The organism is Methylobacterium sp. CM6257 (assembly GCF_054611515.1).
On the sequence record NZ_CM137735.1, the window covers coordinates 2,831,195 to 2,848,294 of the forward strand.

General features: G+C 70.8%; 12 protein-coding genes and 1 pseudogene. 5 read left to right on the forward strand and 8 right to left on the reverse strand.

What is annotated here, in order from left to right; all coding sequences use genetic code 11:
• The first annotated feature begins 165 nt into the window (after positions 1–165).
• Positions 166–702 (forward strand): YciE/YciF ferroxidase family protein, encoded by a 537-nt coding sequence (locus ACYCO6_RS13925; protein ID WP_459772343.1) that lies wholly within the window; start codon positions 166–168, stop codon positions 700–702.
• An 80-nt stretch (positions 703–782) separates the two neighbouring features.
• Here the strand turns inward: ACYCO6_RS13925 and ACYCO6_RS13930 are convergent, their stop codons facing one another.
• From ACYCO6_RS13930 to ACYCO6_RS13950, 5 genes are all read right to left on the reverse strand, one after another.
• Positions 783–1,112: a hypothetical protein gene (locus ACYCO6_RS13930; protein ID WP_459772344.1), complete on the reverse strand. Its 330-nt coding sequence runs from the start codon at positions 1,110–1,112 to the stop codon at positions 783–785.
• Positions 1,113–1,189: 77 nt separating this feature from the next.
• The gene (gene mazG / locus ACYCO6_RS13935; RefSeq protein WP_459773561.1) at positions 1,190–2,065 is read right to left on the reverse strand and encodes a nucleoside triphosphate pyrophosphohydrolase; all 876 of its coding nucleotides are present in this window, start codon (positions 2,063–2,065) and stop codon (positions 1,190–1,192) included.
• Between the two features lie 90 nt (positions 2,066–2,155).
• Entirely contained in the window at positions 2,156–2,389 is a 234-nt protein-coding gene (locus tag ACYCO6_RS13940; protein ID WP_459772345.1) for a hypothetical protein, read from the reverse strand.
• Positions 2,390–2,489: 100 nt separating this feature from the next.
• Positions 2,490–3,332 carry a hypothetical protein gene (locus tag ACYCO6_RS13945; RefSeq protein ID WP_459772346.1) on the reverse strand — a complete coding sequence of 281 codons (843 nt, stop codon included), beginning with the start codon at positions 3,330–3,332 and terminating at the stop codon, positions 2,490–2,492.
• A gap of 218 nt (positions 3,333–3,550) precedes the next feature.
• Positions 3,551–5,407, reverse strand: a complete 1,857-nt coding sequence (locus ACYCO6_RS13950; RefSeq protein ID WP_459772347.1) for a glycosyltransferase family 2 protein — start codon at positions 5,405–5,407, stop codon at positions 3,551–3,553.
• Positions 5,408–5,554: 147 nt separating this feature from the next.
• Here ACYCO6_RS13950 and ACYCO6_RS13955 point away from each other — a divergent pair, with 147 nt between their 5' ends.
• From ACYCO6_RS13955 to ACYCO6_RS13965, 3 genes and pseudogenes are all read left to right on the forward strand, one after another.
• Complete coding sequence (locus tag ACYCO6_RS13955) at positions 5,555–6,391, forward strand: transporter substrate-binding domain-containing protein (RefSeq protein WP_459773563.1); 837 nt, start codon at positions 5,555–5,557, stop codon at positions 6,389–6,391.
• 124 nt (positions 6,392–6,515) lie between these two features.
• Positions 6,516–8,219 carry a lysine--tRNA ligase gene (locus tag ACYCO6_RS13960; protein ID WP_459772348.1) on the forward strand — a complete coding sequence of 568 codons (1,704 nt, stop codon included), beginning with the start codon at positions 6,516–6,518 and terminating at the stop codon, positions 8,217–8,219.
• A 7-nt stretch (positions 8,220–8,226) separates the two neighbouring features.
• Positions 8,227–8,838 (forward strand): annotated as a pseudogene (locus tag ACYCO6_RS13965) (pyridoxamine 5'-phosphate oxidase family protein).
• A 46-nt stretch (positions 8,839–8,884) separates the two neighbouring features.
• Here the strand turns inward: ACYCO6_RS13965 and ACYCO6_RS13970 are convergent.
• Genes ACYCO6_RS13970 through ACYCO6_RS13980 form a run of 3 tightly spaced genes read right to left on the reverse strand, consistent with a single transcriptional unit; the run spans position 8,885 to position 15,610 of the window.
• Positions 8,885–9,784, reverse strand: a complete 900-nt coding sequence (locus ACYCO6_RS13970; RefSeq protein WP_459772349.1) for a transglutaminase family protein — start codon at positions 9,782–9,784, stop codon at positions 8,885–8,887.
• On the reverse strand, positions 9,781–12,318 hold the full coding sequence (locus ACYCO6_RS13975; RefSeq protein ID WP_459773564.1) for a circularly permuted type 2 ATP-grasp protein: 2,538 nt from the start codon (positions 12,316–12,318) through the stop codon (positions 9,781–9,783). The genes ACYCO6_RS13970 and ACYCO6_RS13975 overlap by 4 nt, the downstream gene beginning before the upstream one ends.
• 13 nt (positions 12,319–12,331) lie before the next feature.
• The gene (locus ACYCO6_RS13980) at positions 12,332–15,610 is read right to left on the reverse strand and encodes a transglutaminase family protein (protein ID WP_459772350.1); all 3,279 of its coding nucleotides are present in this window, start codon (positions 15,608–15,610) and stop codon (positions 12,332–12,334) included.
• A 217-nt stretch (positions 15,611–15,827) separates the two neighbouring features.
• Here ACYCO6_RS13980 and ACYCO6_RS13985 point away from each other — a divergent pair, with 217 nt between their 5' ends.
• Positions 15,828–17,012 carry a zinc-binding metallopeptidase family protein gene (locus tag ACYCO6_RS13985; RefSeq protein WP_459772351.1) on the forward strand — a complete coding sequence of 395 codons (1,185 nt, stop codon included), beginning with the start codon at positions 15,828–15,830 and terminating at the stop codon, positions 17,010–17,012.
• Positions 17,013–17,100: the final 88 nt, after the last annotated feature.

The following is a 17,100-nucleotide window of genomic DNA, read 5'->3' on the forward strand; positions in this document are numbered from 1 at the left end:
CCGCGTCGGCCCTGGCCGGAAGGCACGCCCGGACGGGGCGGGTAGCTGAGGCTCGAAAGGTTCCTCCACAGGGCGAAGATATCGGCCGGATACGTCCCGCGGGATCGGCGTTCCCTGTCCGGAAGCCGCGCACCCGGCAGCGGCCCCCAACGGAGACAGACCGCCATGGCCAAGCAGAAGACGCTGCACGACGCCTTCTACGAGACCCTGAAGGACGTCTACTACGCCGAGAAGCAATCCGTGAAAGCCCTCAAGAAATCCGCCAAGGCGGCGGAGCACGACGAGCTGCGCCGAGCCTTCGAGACCCATGCCGAGGAGAGCGCCCAGCAGGTCGAGCGCCTGACCCAGGTGTTCGAGATCATCGGCAAGCCTGCCCGGGCCAAGACCTGCGAGGCGATGCAGGGCATCGTCTCCGAGATGGAGGAGGACCTCGACGACTTTGCCGAAACCCCGGCCGCCGATGCGGTGCTGGCCGCCTGCGCCCAGGCGGTGGAGCATTACGAGATCGCCCGCTACGGCACCCTGAAGACCTGGGCCGGCCAGCTCGGTTACGGCGAGGCCGCCAAGCTCCTCGACGAAACCCTGCAGGAAGAGAAGAAGACCGACGCCCTGCTCTCCAAGATCGCCGAATCGATCAACACCGCCGGCACGCCCGACGACGCGGAGGGCTCGAAGGGCAAGGGACCGAAGAAGGCCGCCTGAGCGCGACCGCATCTGGCACCGCCCTGGCGGCGGTGCCAACCCCCGCGTATTCTCGCATCGTCCGTCGGGGCGACGCGACTTCAGCTCGCCTTCTCGATCGCGCTGAGGGGCGTCCAGTAGCAGCGATCCTGCCCATCCTTCAGGGCGAGGCAGCCGTAGCTCATCGTCCGGGATTCCAGCCGGACCTCTTCGCCGAGCTTCCAAGACCGGCACTCGCCGCTGGCGAGGCTGACCCGCAGCAGCTGCCCGAACCCTTCCTGGTCGCCGGCCATGACCAGCTTGAACAGGCGGTCCGTGACCTCCTGGGTATGGCAGCCGAACCGTTCCTGGACGATCGTCTCGGCTCCGGCGGGTCGGGACAGGGAGGCGGTCAACGCGAGGGCGGCGAGGACGGGCAGGGCGAAGCGCATGCGCGCAACATATCCGCCGGCCGCCACCTGTCGAGCCCTCCGGCACAGGACGCCGCGCGAACGATCACCGAGCCGGATCACGCCGTCCGCTCCCCCTCGTCGCGCTTGGCCGTCTGCCAGGCGGCCTCCATGGCACCCAGGTCCGACCGGCCGAGTTCGCCCCCGGCCGCCCGCAGGTGCTCCGCCATGGCGGCGAAGCGGCGCTCGAACTTGGCGGTGCCGTCGCGAAGCGCCGCTTCCGGGTCGATCCCGGCATGCCGGGCGAGGTTGGCCACCGAGAACAGGAGATCGCCGATCTCTTCCGAAACGGCCTGCAGATCGCCCGCCTCCAGGGCTTCGGCGACCTCGTCGGTCTCCTCGCGGACCTTGGCGACGACCTGGGCGGCATTCCCCCAGTCGAACCCGTAGGCGGCCGCCCGCCGGGAGATCTTCTCCGCCCGCGCGAGGGCCGGCAGCGCCCGGGCGACGCCGCCGAGCGGGTCCGGCGCCGGTTCCGGGTCGCCCCGCTCCGCGCGCTCCTGCGCCTTGATCGCCGCCCACTGCGCCTCGACCTGCGCCGGCTCGCGCAGCGGTGAGCCGGCGGGGAGGGGAGTCCCGTCCGGCGTGAAGACATGCGGGTGGCGGCGGACCAGCTTGTCGCCGATCGCCCGCGCCACGTCGTCGAACGCGAAGGCGTCCGCCTCCTCGGCCATGCGGGCGTGGAATACCACTTGAAGGAGCAGGTCGCCGAGTTCGTCGCGCAGATCGTCGCGGTCGCCGCGCGCCACCGCGTCGGCGACCTCATAGGCCTCCTCGATCGTGTACGGCACGATGGTGGCGGATGTCTGCGCCACGTCCCAGGGGCAGCCGCGGACCGGATCGCGCAGCACCGCCATCAGGCGCAGGAGCCTGGGCAGAGGGGCCTCCTCCCGGGGCGCCGCCCGCGCGTCCTCCGCCGCCCTCGCCCCGACCATGCTGGCCCCGCCCGCACCCTGTGCCTCGCTCATGGCGGTGGGGTTAGAGCATGGCGCGGGAAAGGGAAATCCGCCCCCTGCGGCCGCCTGTCAGATCCAGGCGTCGCGCTCGCGTACCTTCTCGGCCTGAAACCCGTTGAGATAGCCGGTGAGGCGCCCGCTGACCGCCGGATCGGCACATTGGACCCAGAGCGGAGCCGGAAGCGCCCGGGCGGGCAGGCGCAGCAGGAAGGCCTCGGCCGACAGGGCCGCCTCCCGCTCGGACGCGGCGGCGAGCAGGCGGGCGCCCGTCTGCGTGCCGATCAGGATCGCGATCGTGGCCATGGGACCCCCATCCTGGAACGACAACCCCGCGGGGACCCTGAGCGTTGCGCCGGATTCAGCTCGAGGGCCGGATGCAGAGCGGTTCACGGGAGAACGCCAATTACGAGTCAGGCAAACCACCTTGTCTAAGGCTCTCCAGACTCCAGGGCTCAACATCGGCCTTGATAGGATGGTAGAGAAAATTCTTGTGCTCAAACATGCCGGCGTCTTCGTGAAAATAAGATTGAAGATACGGCCTGAATATAAAAGTTCCCGGGTTCATATTCCCAACGTATGGGTTGTTCAAGTAGTTCATAGACAATCGATCCGGTGGGCAGCGCGGACCGACCCCTCCAATATCTTCGACCGTAAATCCTTCCTTTATCGCGATCGTCGGGATCAAGAATTCATAGTGGCCGCTCCATTCACGTCGATTCGTTTCCTCCACGTAAGCGATTGCGAGTCTTTTGGACACTCTCATGATCGGAAGGAAGGACCTGAACAGTTCATCATCAGGCAGATGACATGGGTTACCAGCCCTGTCCCAATGAGACCAGTCCGGGACATCTTTTTTGGACACAAGCGTCGTCGTCAACAGGTCCGCATCATTGCCCGCAAATTGTTCGAAAAAATCGCTCCAGACTCCGGAAAAATCGACGTCGTATTCCTGAACCCAGATATAATCCGCATTCAAAGACAACAGAATTGGGAATATGGCGGTGTCCATGAACCCGTTTTGGACACCGCCATTGCTCACCATGGCGCCATGCCGGCGCGGCATGCAGACCTCTGAAGCCTGGTAAGCCACGTCCAAGACCAGGGAGGCTGTTCTGCCTGGATTATATGCCAAATGCCATGGGAACAGGCATCGGGTCTCATCGGTCAACCTGCCGTAATGGCGCGCAATGCGGTCCGATTTGACGTGCGTTAGAAATAGCCCGCAGCTCGCTTGATTGATATCCATATTCGATATGTCTATTGTTGTTTTACGTCTCTGCGCAATGCCGATCCGGAAATGTTATAGGAACAGACCGCCTATGCCACAAGAAAGAAACGCAACCCCGATCAATCGGATCCTGTCAAATCCTTTGCCGACGACCTGAGATACATTCGCTCGTCCTCATGCGCCTCGGGGGAACGGTCAATCTTCAGGGACGGCATTATGAGCCCGCGCACGTTTGCTCAGCAGGTCTCAGTTCCCGCGCGGATGGACCGGCCGCTCCGGGACGTGCGCGCCAGACCGTGCTGGGTCTTGTTCCAGCGCTCGGGCGCGCGGATCAACTCGATCAGCGCCAGCCATGCAGCCACGCTGACGAGCAGGAAATAGACCGGCATCAACGGGGCCGATTGGGCAAGGTCGCCCCAGCCGCGCCGGGCGCAGCCGAGCAGGGCCGGGAGGGTGAGGGACGCGAGCCCCGTCCCGAACAGGGTGATAGCGAGTCCCGTGCTGAGATTGTCCAGGAAGGCGGGGGCGGCCGGGATGTCCAGCACCAGGAAGGCCCAGACTGCCGAGACGAGACAGACCGGGTAGGCCAGCGCCGAGGCCACCGTACCCGGCACCAGCGCCGCCGCGCAGAGCGCTTCCAGGCCGCCGAGGCGGCGCGCATTGGCGAGGGGGCGGCGCCCGTGGGTGAGGCTCGTCTGGATCAGGCCCTTGAGCCAGCGGGTGCGCTGAGCGAGCCAAGCCCCGATCCGGGCCGGCGCCTCCTCGATGGTAGCGCTCGGCAGGTCACCGACCGTGTAGCCCGCCAAAGCCAGACGGATCCCGAGATCGGCGTCCTCGGTGACGTTGAAAGCATCCCATCCGCCCAGCGCCCGCAGCACCCGGGTGCGCAGGTGCATGGAGGTGCCGCCGAGCGGCACCGGCAGGCCGCAACGCGCGAGCGCCGGGTTCAGCACGTCGAACAGGCCGGCATATTCGAGTGCGAAGGCGCGGGCGAGCCGCGAATCGCCGGCATTGTCGATCACGAGCCGCCCCTGAAGGCAGGCGGTGCTCTCGGGACGCTGCGCGAAGAGCGAAGCCGCCAGCCGCAATTGCCCGGGATCGGGCGTGTCCTCGGCGTCGTAGACCGTGAGCAGGGCGCCGCGGGCCAGCGGCAGGGCCGCATTGAGCGCCCGGGGCTTGGTACGCGGGGCGCCCGGCGGCACCGTGATGATCTCGAACCGGGCCGGCAGGGGGATGCGGGCGAGGGCCGCTCCGGTCCCCGGGTCGTCCGCCTCGATCAGGAATTTGATGTCGAGCTTGGCCGGCGGATAGTCGAGGGCGGCCAGCGCCTTGAGCAGATCCGGCACCACCACGGCCTCGCGGTGGAGGGGGACCAGGACCGTGTAGACCGGCAGATCCGTATCGGCCAGCGGCACCACCGCCTCCGCGGCTACCGGGGCCGGAATGGCCAGGGCAGCGAGCCGGAAGGTCGACATCGCCAGGAATAGGCCCTGCCCGGTCACCACCGCCGCGCGCGCGAGCGGGGCCGGCAGCACCGCGCACAGGCAGAGCGCCGCGGTGAGCGCGAGGGCGAGAACCAGCAGCCACCAGAGAGCCGGCTCTCGGGCCGTAGCCCGCTCGGGCGCGCGTCGCCGCAAGGCATGCGCGGCATGATCTGCCACCTGCTCGGGGATCGCGGCGAACAGGGCCGCGCGCAGATGCGTCGGACTGGTGATCGCCGGCATGACGGCGCGGCGCGGAGTGTCGAGCAGGTCCGCGATCATCGGTCCCCGGGGCGCCAGCACGCAGGGCGCCACCGACCCGAACGCCAGCGGCGCGAGGCCGGCGACCACGCTGTCGGGAAAGCGCAGGCCCAGGCCGAACGGGATCGGCCCATCGAGGTAGGGGGCCCCGAGCACCCGGGCCAGGGCCCGGTAATAGGCCGACTCGGCCATGAGGCCTGCATTCAACAGCGCGGTTGCCGCATCGGTCCCGGCGGCGGCCGCGTCGGTGGCGGCCCGGGCCAGCAGGCGGCCGTCGACGCCCTCGGCAAGCAGGAAGGCGATCTCCGGCGGCAGGGCAGCCTGCGCGGCGGACGGGCGCTGGAACGACACGCCGCACGCTCCCCCGATGGCCCCAGGACGTGATAGAGGAGGGGGGTGAGCCAGTCCCCGTCCCCCCGCTCCGAGAGGAGCACCTCGCCCGTCCGACCGTCAAGGGATGGTAGGACCTCTATCCCATTCCGGATTGCCGGAGCGCTGATCGCGGCCTCCCTCTGCGGCGGCCCGCGCCCCGCCGCCGCCCAGGCCGGGGCCCAGGCCGCGACGCCCGCCGTGGCCGTCCCGGATTTCTGGAATCCGCGCAGCCGCGGCGAGCGGGTGGAGGCACCCCAGACCGGTCGGGCGGTCCGGTTCCTCACCGACGATGAATTCCCGCCGCTGCATTTCGCCGGGCCCGAGGGCAATCCCACCGGCTTCGTGGTCGAACTCGCCCGGGCGGTCTGCGAGAAGCTCACGATCACCTGCACGGTGCAGGCGCGCCGGTTCGACACCCTGCTCGACGCCCTCGACAGCAAGCAGGGCGACGTGGTCGCGGCCGCGATCCCTCTGACGGCGACGCTGCGGGAGAAATTCCTGGCGACGCGGCCGTATTTCCGCTGGCCGGCGCGCTTCGCCGCGCGGAGCGACAGGGGCCTGCCGCTCCCCTCGGCCGCAGCGCTCGCCGGCCGCAGCGTCGGCGTGATCACCGGCAGCGCGCACGCGGCCTACCTCAAGGCGTTCTTCCCGAAGGCCGTGGCGAAGGAGTTCACCGATCTTACGGCGGCCGAAGGCGCGCTCAAGCGCGGCGAGATCGACTACCTGTTCGCCGACGGCCTCAACCTCGCCCTCTATGTCGGCGGGCAGGATGCGGAGAATTGCTGCGCGCTCACCGGCGGCGACTACTTGGAGAACCGCTATTTCGGCGAGGGGATCGGCCTGATCACCCGTCAGGAGGACGCCGCACTCTCCCGGGCGCTGGACGACGCGCTCCAGCGGGTCTGGGACGATGGCAAGTACACCGAGTTGTACCTGCGGTTCTTCCCGGTGAGCCCGTTCTGAGGACAGGCCGGGGCGCTTTCGCCGCGGGCGCACGACGGGACACCGGATTGCACCGCCGGGCGTTCCGCTCCGGTGCGAACCGCTCTAGGGTGCGCGCCTCCAGATTGCCGCTAGCCCCGAAGACATGCCCGCCGCTTCCCCTGCCCTGACCCTCGACGCCGACATCATCGAGGCCGCCGCCAACGCCGCCGCCTGGCCCTTCGAAGAGGCGCGCAAGCTCGTGGCGCGGCTGGAGAAATCCGGCAAGACCGAGGTCCTGTTTGAGACCGGCTACGGGCCCTCGGGCCTGCCGCATATCGGCACGTTCGGCGAGGTCGCCCGCACCTCCATGGTGCGCCACGCCTTCCGGGTGCTGACCCGGGACGCGGTGCCGACCCGGCTGATCGCCTTCTCGGACGACATGGACGGGCTGCGCAAGGTTCCGGACAACGTGCCGAACCGCGAGATGCTGGCCGCCCACCTCAACCAGCCGCTCACCCGCGTGCCCGACCCGTTCGGCACCCATGACAGTTTCGGGGCGCACAACAACGCCGAGCTGCGCCGCTTCCTCGACGCCTTCGGGTTCGCCTACGAGTTCCGCTCGGCGACGGAGTGCTACCGGTCCGGCGTGTTCGACGCGACGCTGATGCGCGTGCTCGAGCGCTACGACGCCGTGATGGAGATCATGCTGCCGTCGCTGCGGGCCGAGCGCTCGGCAAGCTACTCGCCGTTCCTGCCGCTCCACCCGGAGACCGGCGCCGTCATGCAGGTGCCGATCGACGAGGTCCGGGTCGAGACCGGCACCCTGGTCTGGCGCGACCCGGCCACCGGCACCCGCTACGAGACCCCGGTGACCGGCGGCCACGCCAAGCTGCAGTGGAAGCCCGACTGGGCGATGCGCTGGGTGGCGCTCGGCGTCGATTACGAGATGGCCGGCAAGGATTTGATCGATTCGGTCAAGCTGTCGGGCAAGATCGCCCGGGCGCTCGGCGGCGAGCCGCCGGAGGGGTTCAACTACGAGCTCTTCCTGGATGAGAAAGGGCAAAAAATCTCGAAGTCGAAGGGCAACGGCCTGACCATCGACGAGTGGCTGCGCTACGGCACGCCGGAATCCCTGGCCCTGTTCATGTACAACAAGCCCCGGGAGGCCAAGCGCCTGTTCTTCGACGTGATCCCGCGGCACGTGGACGAGTATATCGGCTTCCTCGACCGCTATGCCGGCCAGGACGCCAAGCTCCGGCTCGGCAACCCGGTCTGGCACCTGCATGCCGGGAACCCGCCGGAGCCCGAGAGGGTCGAGGGCGCGAGCCTGACCTTCGCGATGCTGCTCAACCTCGCGGCGGTGGCCAACACCGAGGATCCGGCAGTGCTGTGGGGCTTCATCCGCCGCTACGCGCCGCAGACCGGGCCGGAGACACATCCGGGCCTCGACCGGCTGGTGAAGCACGCCCTGAAGTACTTCTCGGACTTCGTGCGGCCGGCCAAGACCTACCGGGCGCCGACGCCCGAGGAGCGGGCGGCCCTCGAGGACCTCGCGGAGACCCTCGGGGAGCATGCCGGCTCCACCGATCCGGAGGCGCTGCAGGCGGCGGTCTACGAGGTCGGCCGGCGCCACTTCCCCGACATGTCCGGCAAGGCCAAGAGTCCGGACGGGCGGCCCGGCGTGTCGCAGGCGTGGTTCACCAGCCTCTACAACGTGCTGTTCGGCGAGGCGCGCGGGCCTCGCTTCGGCTCCTTCGTGGCCCTCTACGGGGTGGAGGAGACAAGGGGCCTGATCGCCGCGGCCCTGTCGGGCGCGCTGGTGGCCGAGCACGAAGCCTTCGCGGCCGGCAAGGCCAAGGTCGCGTGAGGGCGCGGTGATCGTCGACAGCCTCGCCGCGCTGGAGGCGATCTACCAGGCGCCCCTGGCGCCAGCCGCCACGGCCAAGGTGGCGGCCTCGATCACGCCGGACTACGCGGCGCTGATCGAGGCCTCGCCCTTCGCGGTGCTGGCCACCAGCGGCCCCGAGGGGCTCGATTGCAGTCCCCGCGGGGACCGGCCGGGCTTCGTGCGGGTCGCCGATCCGCGCACGCTGATCCTGCCCGATCGGCGCGGCAACAACCGGATCGACTCGCTCCGCAACGTCGTGCGCGACCCGCGGGTCGCGCTGCTGTTCCTGATCCCGGGCTCGGGCACGACGCTCCGGGTGAACGGGCGGGCGGTGATCTCGGCCGACCCCGACCTCCTCGCCGCGTTCCGCGTCGACGGCCACGCGCCACGCACCGCGGTCGTGATCACGGTCAAGGTAGTCTACTTCCAATGCGCCCGGGCGATCATCCGGGCCAAGCTGTGAGAGGTGGACTCCCGCGTCGATCCGGCGACCTTGCCGACCCCGGGGGCGATCCTGGCAGCGCTGACCGCGGGGGAGGTCGGCGGTGCGCGCTACGATGCGGAATGGCCGGGCCGGGCGGCCAAGACGATGTGGTAAGGCCCAACGCTGTGAACGGGCCATTCCAAGTTGACCCCAGCCCTCCTCACCCCACCAGCGCAAGATCCTGCGTCTCGGTATCGGGAATGACGTCGACCTCGACCTTGAGGCGCTGCTTGCCCGAGCCGCTGACGATGCCGTCGATGGGGGCCACGTCGCCGTAATCGCGGCCGCTTGCCACCACGATGTGGTCGTCCCGGACCGCGACGCCGTTGGTCGGATCGAGGCCGAGCCAGCCCTCGCCGCACCAGACCGCCACCCAGGCGTGGCTCGCATCCGCGCCGCGCAGGCGCGGGCGGCCCGGCGGCGGCACGGTGCGCAGGTAACCGCTGACATAGGTCGCCGGCAGGCCCATGCCGCGCAGGGCCGCGATCATCACGTGGGCGAAGTCCTGGCAGACTCCGGCCCGGAGCGTGAAGGCCTCGGCCAGCGGCGTGTTCACATGCGTGGCCTTGGCGTCGAAGCGGAAATCCCGGCCGATCCGCAGCATCAGGTCGTGGGCCGCCCCGTAGGCGCTGCGGCCGGCGGAGAAGCTCGGCCGGGCGTAGTCGGTGATCGCGGGCAGCAGCGGCACCCGGCCGCTCGGGAACAGGAAATGCACCGGCGCCCGGCCACCGAGGTCGCGCCCGGCCAGAACGGCGTCGCGGACCCGCTCCCAGGGCATCCCGGATTCCGGCGGCGGCGGGGCCGGGCGCTCGACCCGCACAGTGGAGAGCGCCTCGACGCTGAAGGTGGTGTGCGGCGTCTCCAGGGTGATCGCCACCGCGTCGGTCCCGAAATAGTCGCGCCGCATCACCGCGCGGGCGGGGCTCGGGTCGATCGTGACGGCGCTCGCCAGCACGCTCTGGCCCTCGCAATCCTGCGGCTTGAGCCGCAGGGTGCAGCGGGCGAAGTGCACCGGCCGGCCGTAGCGGTAGGTGGTGCGGTGGCGCAGCGTGTAGATCACGCCAGCCCCGTCAGCTTTTCCGGGCGGAGCGCGTTGGGCCCGGCGGGGAAGTAGCGGGCCGCGATGCCGTCGGCGAGTCGCTCAAGGTCGGTTGCCAAGCCGGTGAGGCGCACGGCGTCGAAATCCGCGGCCTCGCCGCTGCGCAGCTCCGCCAGGATCCGTGTGGCGAGGCGGCACTGCGGCTCGGGGATGCCGTCCGCGGCCAGCGCCGGCAGGTCGGCGAGGTGCCGGGTGATCGCCTCGGCCTGGAAGGCGATCGAGCGCGGGTTGTAGGGGTCGAGGAGCACCATGTCGCGGACCGGATCGAGGGCCGCCCCCTGCAGGTAGCGCCGGCCGTAGCTGATCTGCGAGTCGCAGAGCGACAGCATCACCCCGAGGCAGCCGGGGGTCGCCTCGTCGTTGGCGAAGGCCAGCGCGAAGGCGCCGGTGTTGATCGCCCGCTCGATGCGACGGCCGAGTTCGATGAAGTGCCAGCCCTCCGCCCGGCTCATATTCTCGTGGGTGAGGCCGGAGAGCGCCGCGAGGTGGCTCAGGGCCCGTTCGGCGCGGCCCGCGAGCTGCGACTCGGTCAGCGCCCGCTCCGGGTCGAGGGACAGGAGCTCGTTCAGGTCGGCGAGCACCCGCCAGGCCTCGCCGGAGAGGCGCGCCCGCAACGCGGCGGCGTTGCGGCGGGCCGAGACGATGTGGGCCCAGGCCGAACCCGGCCGGTCGCGCCCGGCGAGCGCCTCCTGGGCGAGGCGGGCGGTGGGCAGGTCGGCGGCGGCGACGGCGCCCCACTCGTGCAGCAGGGCCCGGAGCGCCAGGGCCGCCGGCGTGTCGAGGGCGCCCGAGATGTCGGTCCCGACGGCGTCGCCGACGCTGCGCAGATGGGCCAGCACCAGCCGGATCACCGCCTCGCCGCGCTCCAAGTAGCGCCCGAGCCAGAACAGGCCGTCGGCGGCCCGGGACGGCAGGTGGCCGCCGACCCGCCGCACCCGCGGGGCCGCGTGCGCGCCGATCGGGGGCGCGGCGACCGGCTCCTCGGACAGGACCCAGACATCGGCGGAGCGGATGCCGAGCCGCAGTTCGATCGGATCGACGTCCTCGCGCTCCGTGACGCGGCAGAAGCCGCCCGGCATCACCTGCCAGCCGAGCGGCGTCCGCGTGGCGAAGACGCGGACCACGAAGGGCCGGGGCACCAGGACGAGGCCGTCCGGGCCGCGCTCCCAGCCCGGCATGGTCGAGAGCGGCGCGGCCTCCTGGGCGACGTAGTCGAAGGGCCGGTCGCGCAGGGCCGCGACCACCCGCTCCCGCTCGGCCGCCAGGACCGGACCCGCCAGGATCGCGTCGCGCCCCGCCCCCCGCTGCGGCGTGGCGGCCGGGCGCAGGGTCAGGCTGTCGAGGTGGGCCCGCGCGTGCGCCAGACCCTCGAGGTCGCCGCACCACCATGTGCGCGGATGGCCGAGCCGCAGGGGCTCGCCGAGGATGCGGCGAGCGATGCCGTCGAGGTAGGGGGCGAGCGCGGCCGACTCGACGAGACCCGAACCCGGCATGTTGGTCATCACCAGGGAGTCGTTGCGCAGGGCCTCCAGGATGCCGGGCACGCCGAGCCGCGAGGCCGGGTTCAGCTCCAGGGGGTCGAGGAAGTCGGCGTCGATCCGCCGCCACAGGGCGTCGGCCCGTTTCAGGCCCGAGACGGTGCGCACGTGCAGGCCCCCGTCCTGCATGACGAGGTCGTCGCCCTCCACGAGCATCAGGCCGAGATAGCGGGCCAGTGCCGCCTGCTCGACATAGGTGCTGCTGTAGGGGCCGGAGGTCAGCAGGCAGATCCGCGGGTCCGATCGCTTGGCCCCGAGCGCCAGCCCGTCGCGGAACGCCTGGAAGAAGGCCGGAAGGCGCTCGACGTGGAGGTCCTGGAAGAAGTCCGGGAAGGTCCGGGCCAGGACCATCCGGTTCTCCAGCGCCCAGCCGAGGCCGGAGGGTGCCTGGGTCCGGTCGGCCAGCACCTGCCAGCGCCCGTCCGGGCCCCGGCCGAGATCGGCGGCGTAGAGCTTCAGGCAATGGCCACCGGGGGGCGCGACCCCGTGGAGCGGGTGCAGGAACTCGGGTGTCCCGGCCACGATCGCGGCGGGGAGCAGCCCCTCCGCGACCAAGCGGCCGTCCCCGTAGACGTCGGCGAGGATCGCCTCCATCAGCTCCGCGCGCTGCACGATCCCGGCGCTGAGCGCCGCCCACTCAGGCCCCTCGATCACCAGGGGCAGGCAGCCCAGCGGCCAGGGGTGCTCGCGCTGGTCGCCCGCGATGCGGAACGAGATGCCCGCATCCCGGATGTGCCGCTCCGCCGCGACGAAGCGGGCCATGATCTCCGGCTCGGTGAGCCCGCCGAGGCGGTCGAGCAGGCGCGGCCACGCCCCGCGGGGCGCCCCGTCGGGGCCCAGGAACTCGTCCGGCCGGCCGGGTGCGGGGCGGTAGCCCGCGCACCAGCGGGCGACGCGCTCCCGCGCGCCCTCCGGCCGCTCGGCCCGGCCGCGGCTGCCCGCGAGCGCTGCCTCCATCACGGCCCCCCGGTCATTGCGGGGCCGGCGTCCGCAGGTCGAGGGTGAGCGGGAACTCGGCGCTCGATTCCGGACGGGGCATCGCGACCCGACCCGGGGTGTGGCCGTGCGACTGGAACCGGGCGAGGCGCCGCCCCTCCGCCTCGTAGGCGTTGACCGGATGGGTCTCGTAGTTGCGGCCGCCCGGATGGGCGACGTGGTAGCGGCAGCCGCCGAGCGACCGGCCGCTCCAGGCGTCGAGGATGTCGAAGGTGAGCGGCGAGTGGGCGGGGATGGTCGGGTGCAGCGAGGAGGCCGGCTGCCACGCCTTGAAGCGCAGGCCCGCCACGGCCTCTCCGCCGCGGCCGGTGCCGGTCATGGGCAGGCGGCGGCCGTTGCAGGCGATCACGTGCCGCTCGGGCACGAAGCCCTCGATCTTGACCTGCAGCCGCTCGACCGAGCTGTCGACGAAGCGCACGGTGCCCCCGCTGGTCCCTTCCTCGCCCATCACGTGCCAGGGCTCCAGCGCCTGGCGCAGCTCCATCTGGACCCCGCCCTGCTCGACCGTGCCGAAGACCGGGAACCGGAACAGGGCCTGCGCCTCGAAGGCGACCGGATCGAAAGCGTACCCCGCCGCCCGGAGATCCTCCAGCACCGAGAGGAAGTCGGACCAGAGGAAATGCGGCAGCATGAAGCGATCGTGGAGTGTCGTGCCCCAGCGGACACAGCTCCCGGTCTGCGGCTCGCGCCACAACCAGGCCACGAGGGCGCGGAGCAGCAATTGCTGGGCGAGGCTCATCCGGGCGTCCGGCGGCATCTCGAAGGCCCGGAACTCCAGGAGGCCGAGGCGCCCCGTGGGTCCGTCCGGCGAGTAGAGCTTGTCGATGCAGATCTCGGCCCGGTGGGTGTTGCCGGTGACGTCCACCAGGATGTTGCGGAAGATCCGGTCCACCAGCCAGCGCGGGATGTTGGGCGCGTCGGGGGCCGGCACCTGGGCGAGCGCGATCTCCAGCTCGTAGAGCCCGTCGTGGCGGGCCTCGTCCATGCGCGGCGCCTGGCTCGTCGGGCCGATATAGAGGCCGGAGAACAGGTATGAGAGGGACGGGTGGCGCTGCCAGTAGAGCACGAGGCTCTTCAGGAGGTCGGGCCGCCGCAGGAACGGGGAATCGTCCGGCGTGACGCCGCCGATGACCACGTGGTTGCCGCCGCCGGTGCCGGTGTGGCGCCCGTCGGTCATGAATTTCTCCGCCCCGAGCCGGGTCTGGCGGGCCTCGGCGTAGAGGTCGGTGGTGATGGCCACCGCCTCGCGCCAGGAGGCCGCCGGGTGGACGTTCACCTCGATCACGCCAGGATCGGGGGTGACCTTGATCACGCCGATGCGCGGGTCGTAGGGCGGCTCGTAGCCCTCGATCTGGATCGGCAGGTGCAGCGCGGCGGCGGCGGCCTCCAAGTGGCCGGCGAGTTCGAGATACTCGTCCGCCCGCTGCACCGGCGGCATGAACACCCGCACAACCCCGTCCCGGGGCTCGATCGACAGCGCCGTGCGCACCGCGACGCCGGTGATGCCGGAGCCGTTGACGGTCGCGGCGCCGGGATGCCCGTCGGGAAGGGGGGCGCGGGGCTCCAGCGGGTCCTGCGGCTGGTAGTAGGGGTAGTGCTCCGGCGGCACGTAGGGCAGGGACGACAGGGGCAAACGGAAGCCCACCGGCGAGTCGCCCGGCACCAGGAACGCGGCGCCGCGCCGGAAGGTCCAGGTCTCCGAAATCCAGACCCGGTCGGCATCGCCGTCCTGGCCGGTGGGCAGGCTCGCGAGCGGCAGGACGTAGCCCGCCGCCTCCCCGAGGCCCCGCGCGTAGACGCGCCTGATCCGGGCGTCGAACTCCGCCGAGCCGGACCGGGCCGCCTCGGGCGTGACGTTGACCGGCAGCTCCGCGGTCTTCCGCTCCCAGAGCTCCCCGTCCTCAAACGCCGGGAAGACGTAGTCGGAGAGGCCGAGGCGGCGGGCCAGCGCGTCGGCGAGCGCCTTGGCCTGCGCGATGGTGGCTTGCCCCGCCTCCCCGGCGACCACCTCCGGCGCGATCAGGTCCGGGTCGCGCCAGATCGGCTTGCCGTCCTTGCGCCAGTAGAGCGCGAAGGCCCAGCGGGGCAGGCTCTCGCCGGGATACCACTTGCCCTGGCCGTAATGGAGCAGCCCCCCCGGGCCGAACCGGTCGCGCAGGCGCCGGATCAGCCGGTCGGCGAGTCCCCGCTTGGTCGGGCCGACGGCCGCGATGTTCCACTCGGGCGATTCGAAATCGTCCACCGACACGAAGGTCGGCTCGCCGCCCATGGTCAGCCGCACGTCCTGCGCGGCGAGGTCGGCGTCGACCCGCTCGCCCAGCGCGTCCATGGCGGCCCAGACGGCCTCCGAGAACGGCTTGGTGATCCGCGGCGTCTCGGCGACGCGGGTGATCGCCATCTTGAAGTCGAACGTGGTCTCGGCGGGCTCCATCGCCCCCGAGATCGGCGCGGCGGACTGGTAGTGCGGCGTCGCGGCGAGCGGGATGTGGCCCTCGCCGGTGAGCAGGCCCGAGGTCGCGTCCATGCCGACCCAGCCGGCGCCCGGCAGGTAGACCTCGGCCCAGGCGTGCAGGTCGGTGAAGTCCGACGACGCGCCGGTCGGCCCGTCGACCGCGGTCGTGTCGGGCACGAGCTGGATCAGGTAGCCGGAGACGAACCGGGCGGCGAGGCCGATCCGGCGCAGCACCTGCACGAGCAGCCACGCCGAGTCCCGGCAGGAGCCGCTCTTCAGCCGCAGGGTCTCGGCGGGCGTCTGGACGCCCGGCTCCAGGCGCACGCCGTAGGCGGTCTCGCGGGCGATCAGGCCGTTGAGCGCCACGAGGAACTGAACCGTGTTGGGCTCCTCGGGAAGTCGGGCGAGCAGCGCCTCCATCTCGGGGCAATCCGCGTCGACCGGCGTGAGGTAGGGGACCAGTTCCTCGGCGAGGCCGCGATCGTACGCGAAGGGCCGGGTCTGCGCGTAATCCTCGACGAAGAAGTCGAACGGATTGATCACCGCCATGTCGGCGGTGAGGTCGACCTCGATCTTCAGCTCGTCGGTCCTCTCGGGGAAGACGAGGCGGGCGAGCCAGTTGCCGCTCGGATCCTGCTGCCAGTTCAGGAAGTGGTTGGCGGGCGTCACTTTCAGCGCGTAGGCCGGCACCTTGGTGCGCGCGTGCGGCGCCGGGCGCAGGCGGATCACCTGGGGACCAAGGCTGATCGGCCGGTCGTAGCGGTAATGCGTGACGTGGTGCAGGGCGGCTTTGATCGACACGATGGCTCCGTCGGAAGGATCGAATACGGTCTCGTAGCCAGTACTCGGCACCGCGGCGGGCCGGGCGCCGGACCCCACCGCGCGGTTATGCGACACAGACTGAGCCACAAGCAATTTTCGTGCGGCGACGCCCGCCCGCTGCACTCCGTGGCAGGAACTTTGCCGGCCGGTCCCGCTTGACCGGCTGGTGAGTCGCCCGCCGGCCCGGGACCGCGCGATGAAGATCTTCCAGTGCCAGGCCTGCGACCAGCCGGTCACCTTCGAGGCGACTGGCTGCGAGAGCTGTGCGCGGCGGCTGGGCTACGTCTGCGCGACCCACGAGGTCTCAGCCCTGGAACCGCAGGGTCTCTCGGCCCATCCGCTGATGGGCGGGGCGCAGGTGTTCCACGCCTACGCGGATCCCGGCCGGCGCTACCGCCTGTGCAACAACGCCCTCTCGGAGGCCTGCAACTGGCTCGTGCCGGAGGACAGCCCCGACATCTACTGCACCGCCTGCCGCCACAACCGCGTGGTGCCAGACCTGTCGCAGCCCTGGAACCTGACGCGCTGGCGCCAGATCGAGGCCGCCAAGCACCGGCTGTTCTACTCGCTGCTGCGCCTGGAACTGCCGCTCGCCACCCGCGCCCAGTACACGGACGGCCTCGCCTTCGATTTTCTGGTCGACCCCTCCGAGAGCTTTTCCGGTGGCACGCCGGTGCTGACCGGCCACATCAACGGCCTGATCACCATGAACATCGCCGAGGCCGACGACGTCGAGCGGGAGCGCCGCCGGATCCTGTTCGGCGAGCATTACCGCACCCTGCTCGGCCATTTCCGACACGAGATCGGGCATTACTTCTGGTACCTGCTGGTGATGAACAGCCCCACGATGGAGTCCTTCCGGGCGCTGTTCGGCGACGAGAGCCTGAACTACGTCCAGGCCCTGCAGGACCATTACGCGAAGGGCGCGCCCGCCGACTGGGACGAATCCTACGTCTCGGCCTACGCCACCGCCCATCCGTGGGAGGATTTCGCCGAGACCTTCGCGCATTACCTGCACATCGTCGACACGGTGGAGACCGCCTCGACCTTCGAGCTGCACGTGCGCCCGCGCCTGCGCCACGGCCCGCAGGCGCCGACCGTGATCGACTTCGATCCCTACAACACGGCCGACCTCGACCGACTGATCGCCGCGTGGCTGCCGCTGACCTACGCGATCAATTCGCTCTCCCACAGCATGGGCCAGCCGGCGCTCTACCCGTTCAAGCTGACGCCGACGGTGATCGCCAAGCTCGCCTTCGTGCACGAGCGGATCTACGCCTCGCGCACCGGTACCCTGCCGGATGCCGGCGCGGCGGGAGCCGAGATGCTGCGCGCGGTGATCATGGGCCTGCGCCAGAAGGTGGCGGCGCCGACGGCGTGACGTCGTCGCGCGAGCGGAGCGATGCGACGACGAGGGGGCAAGGCCGGTTCACGATCGCGATCGTGCGACACCTGACGCGACGGAGGTC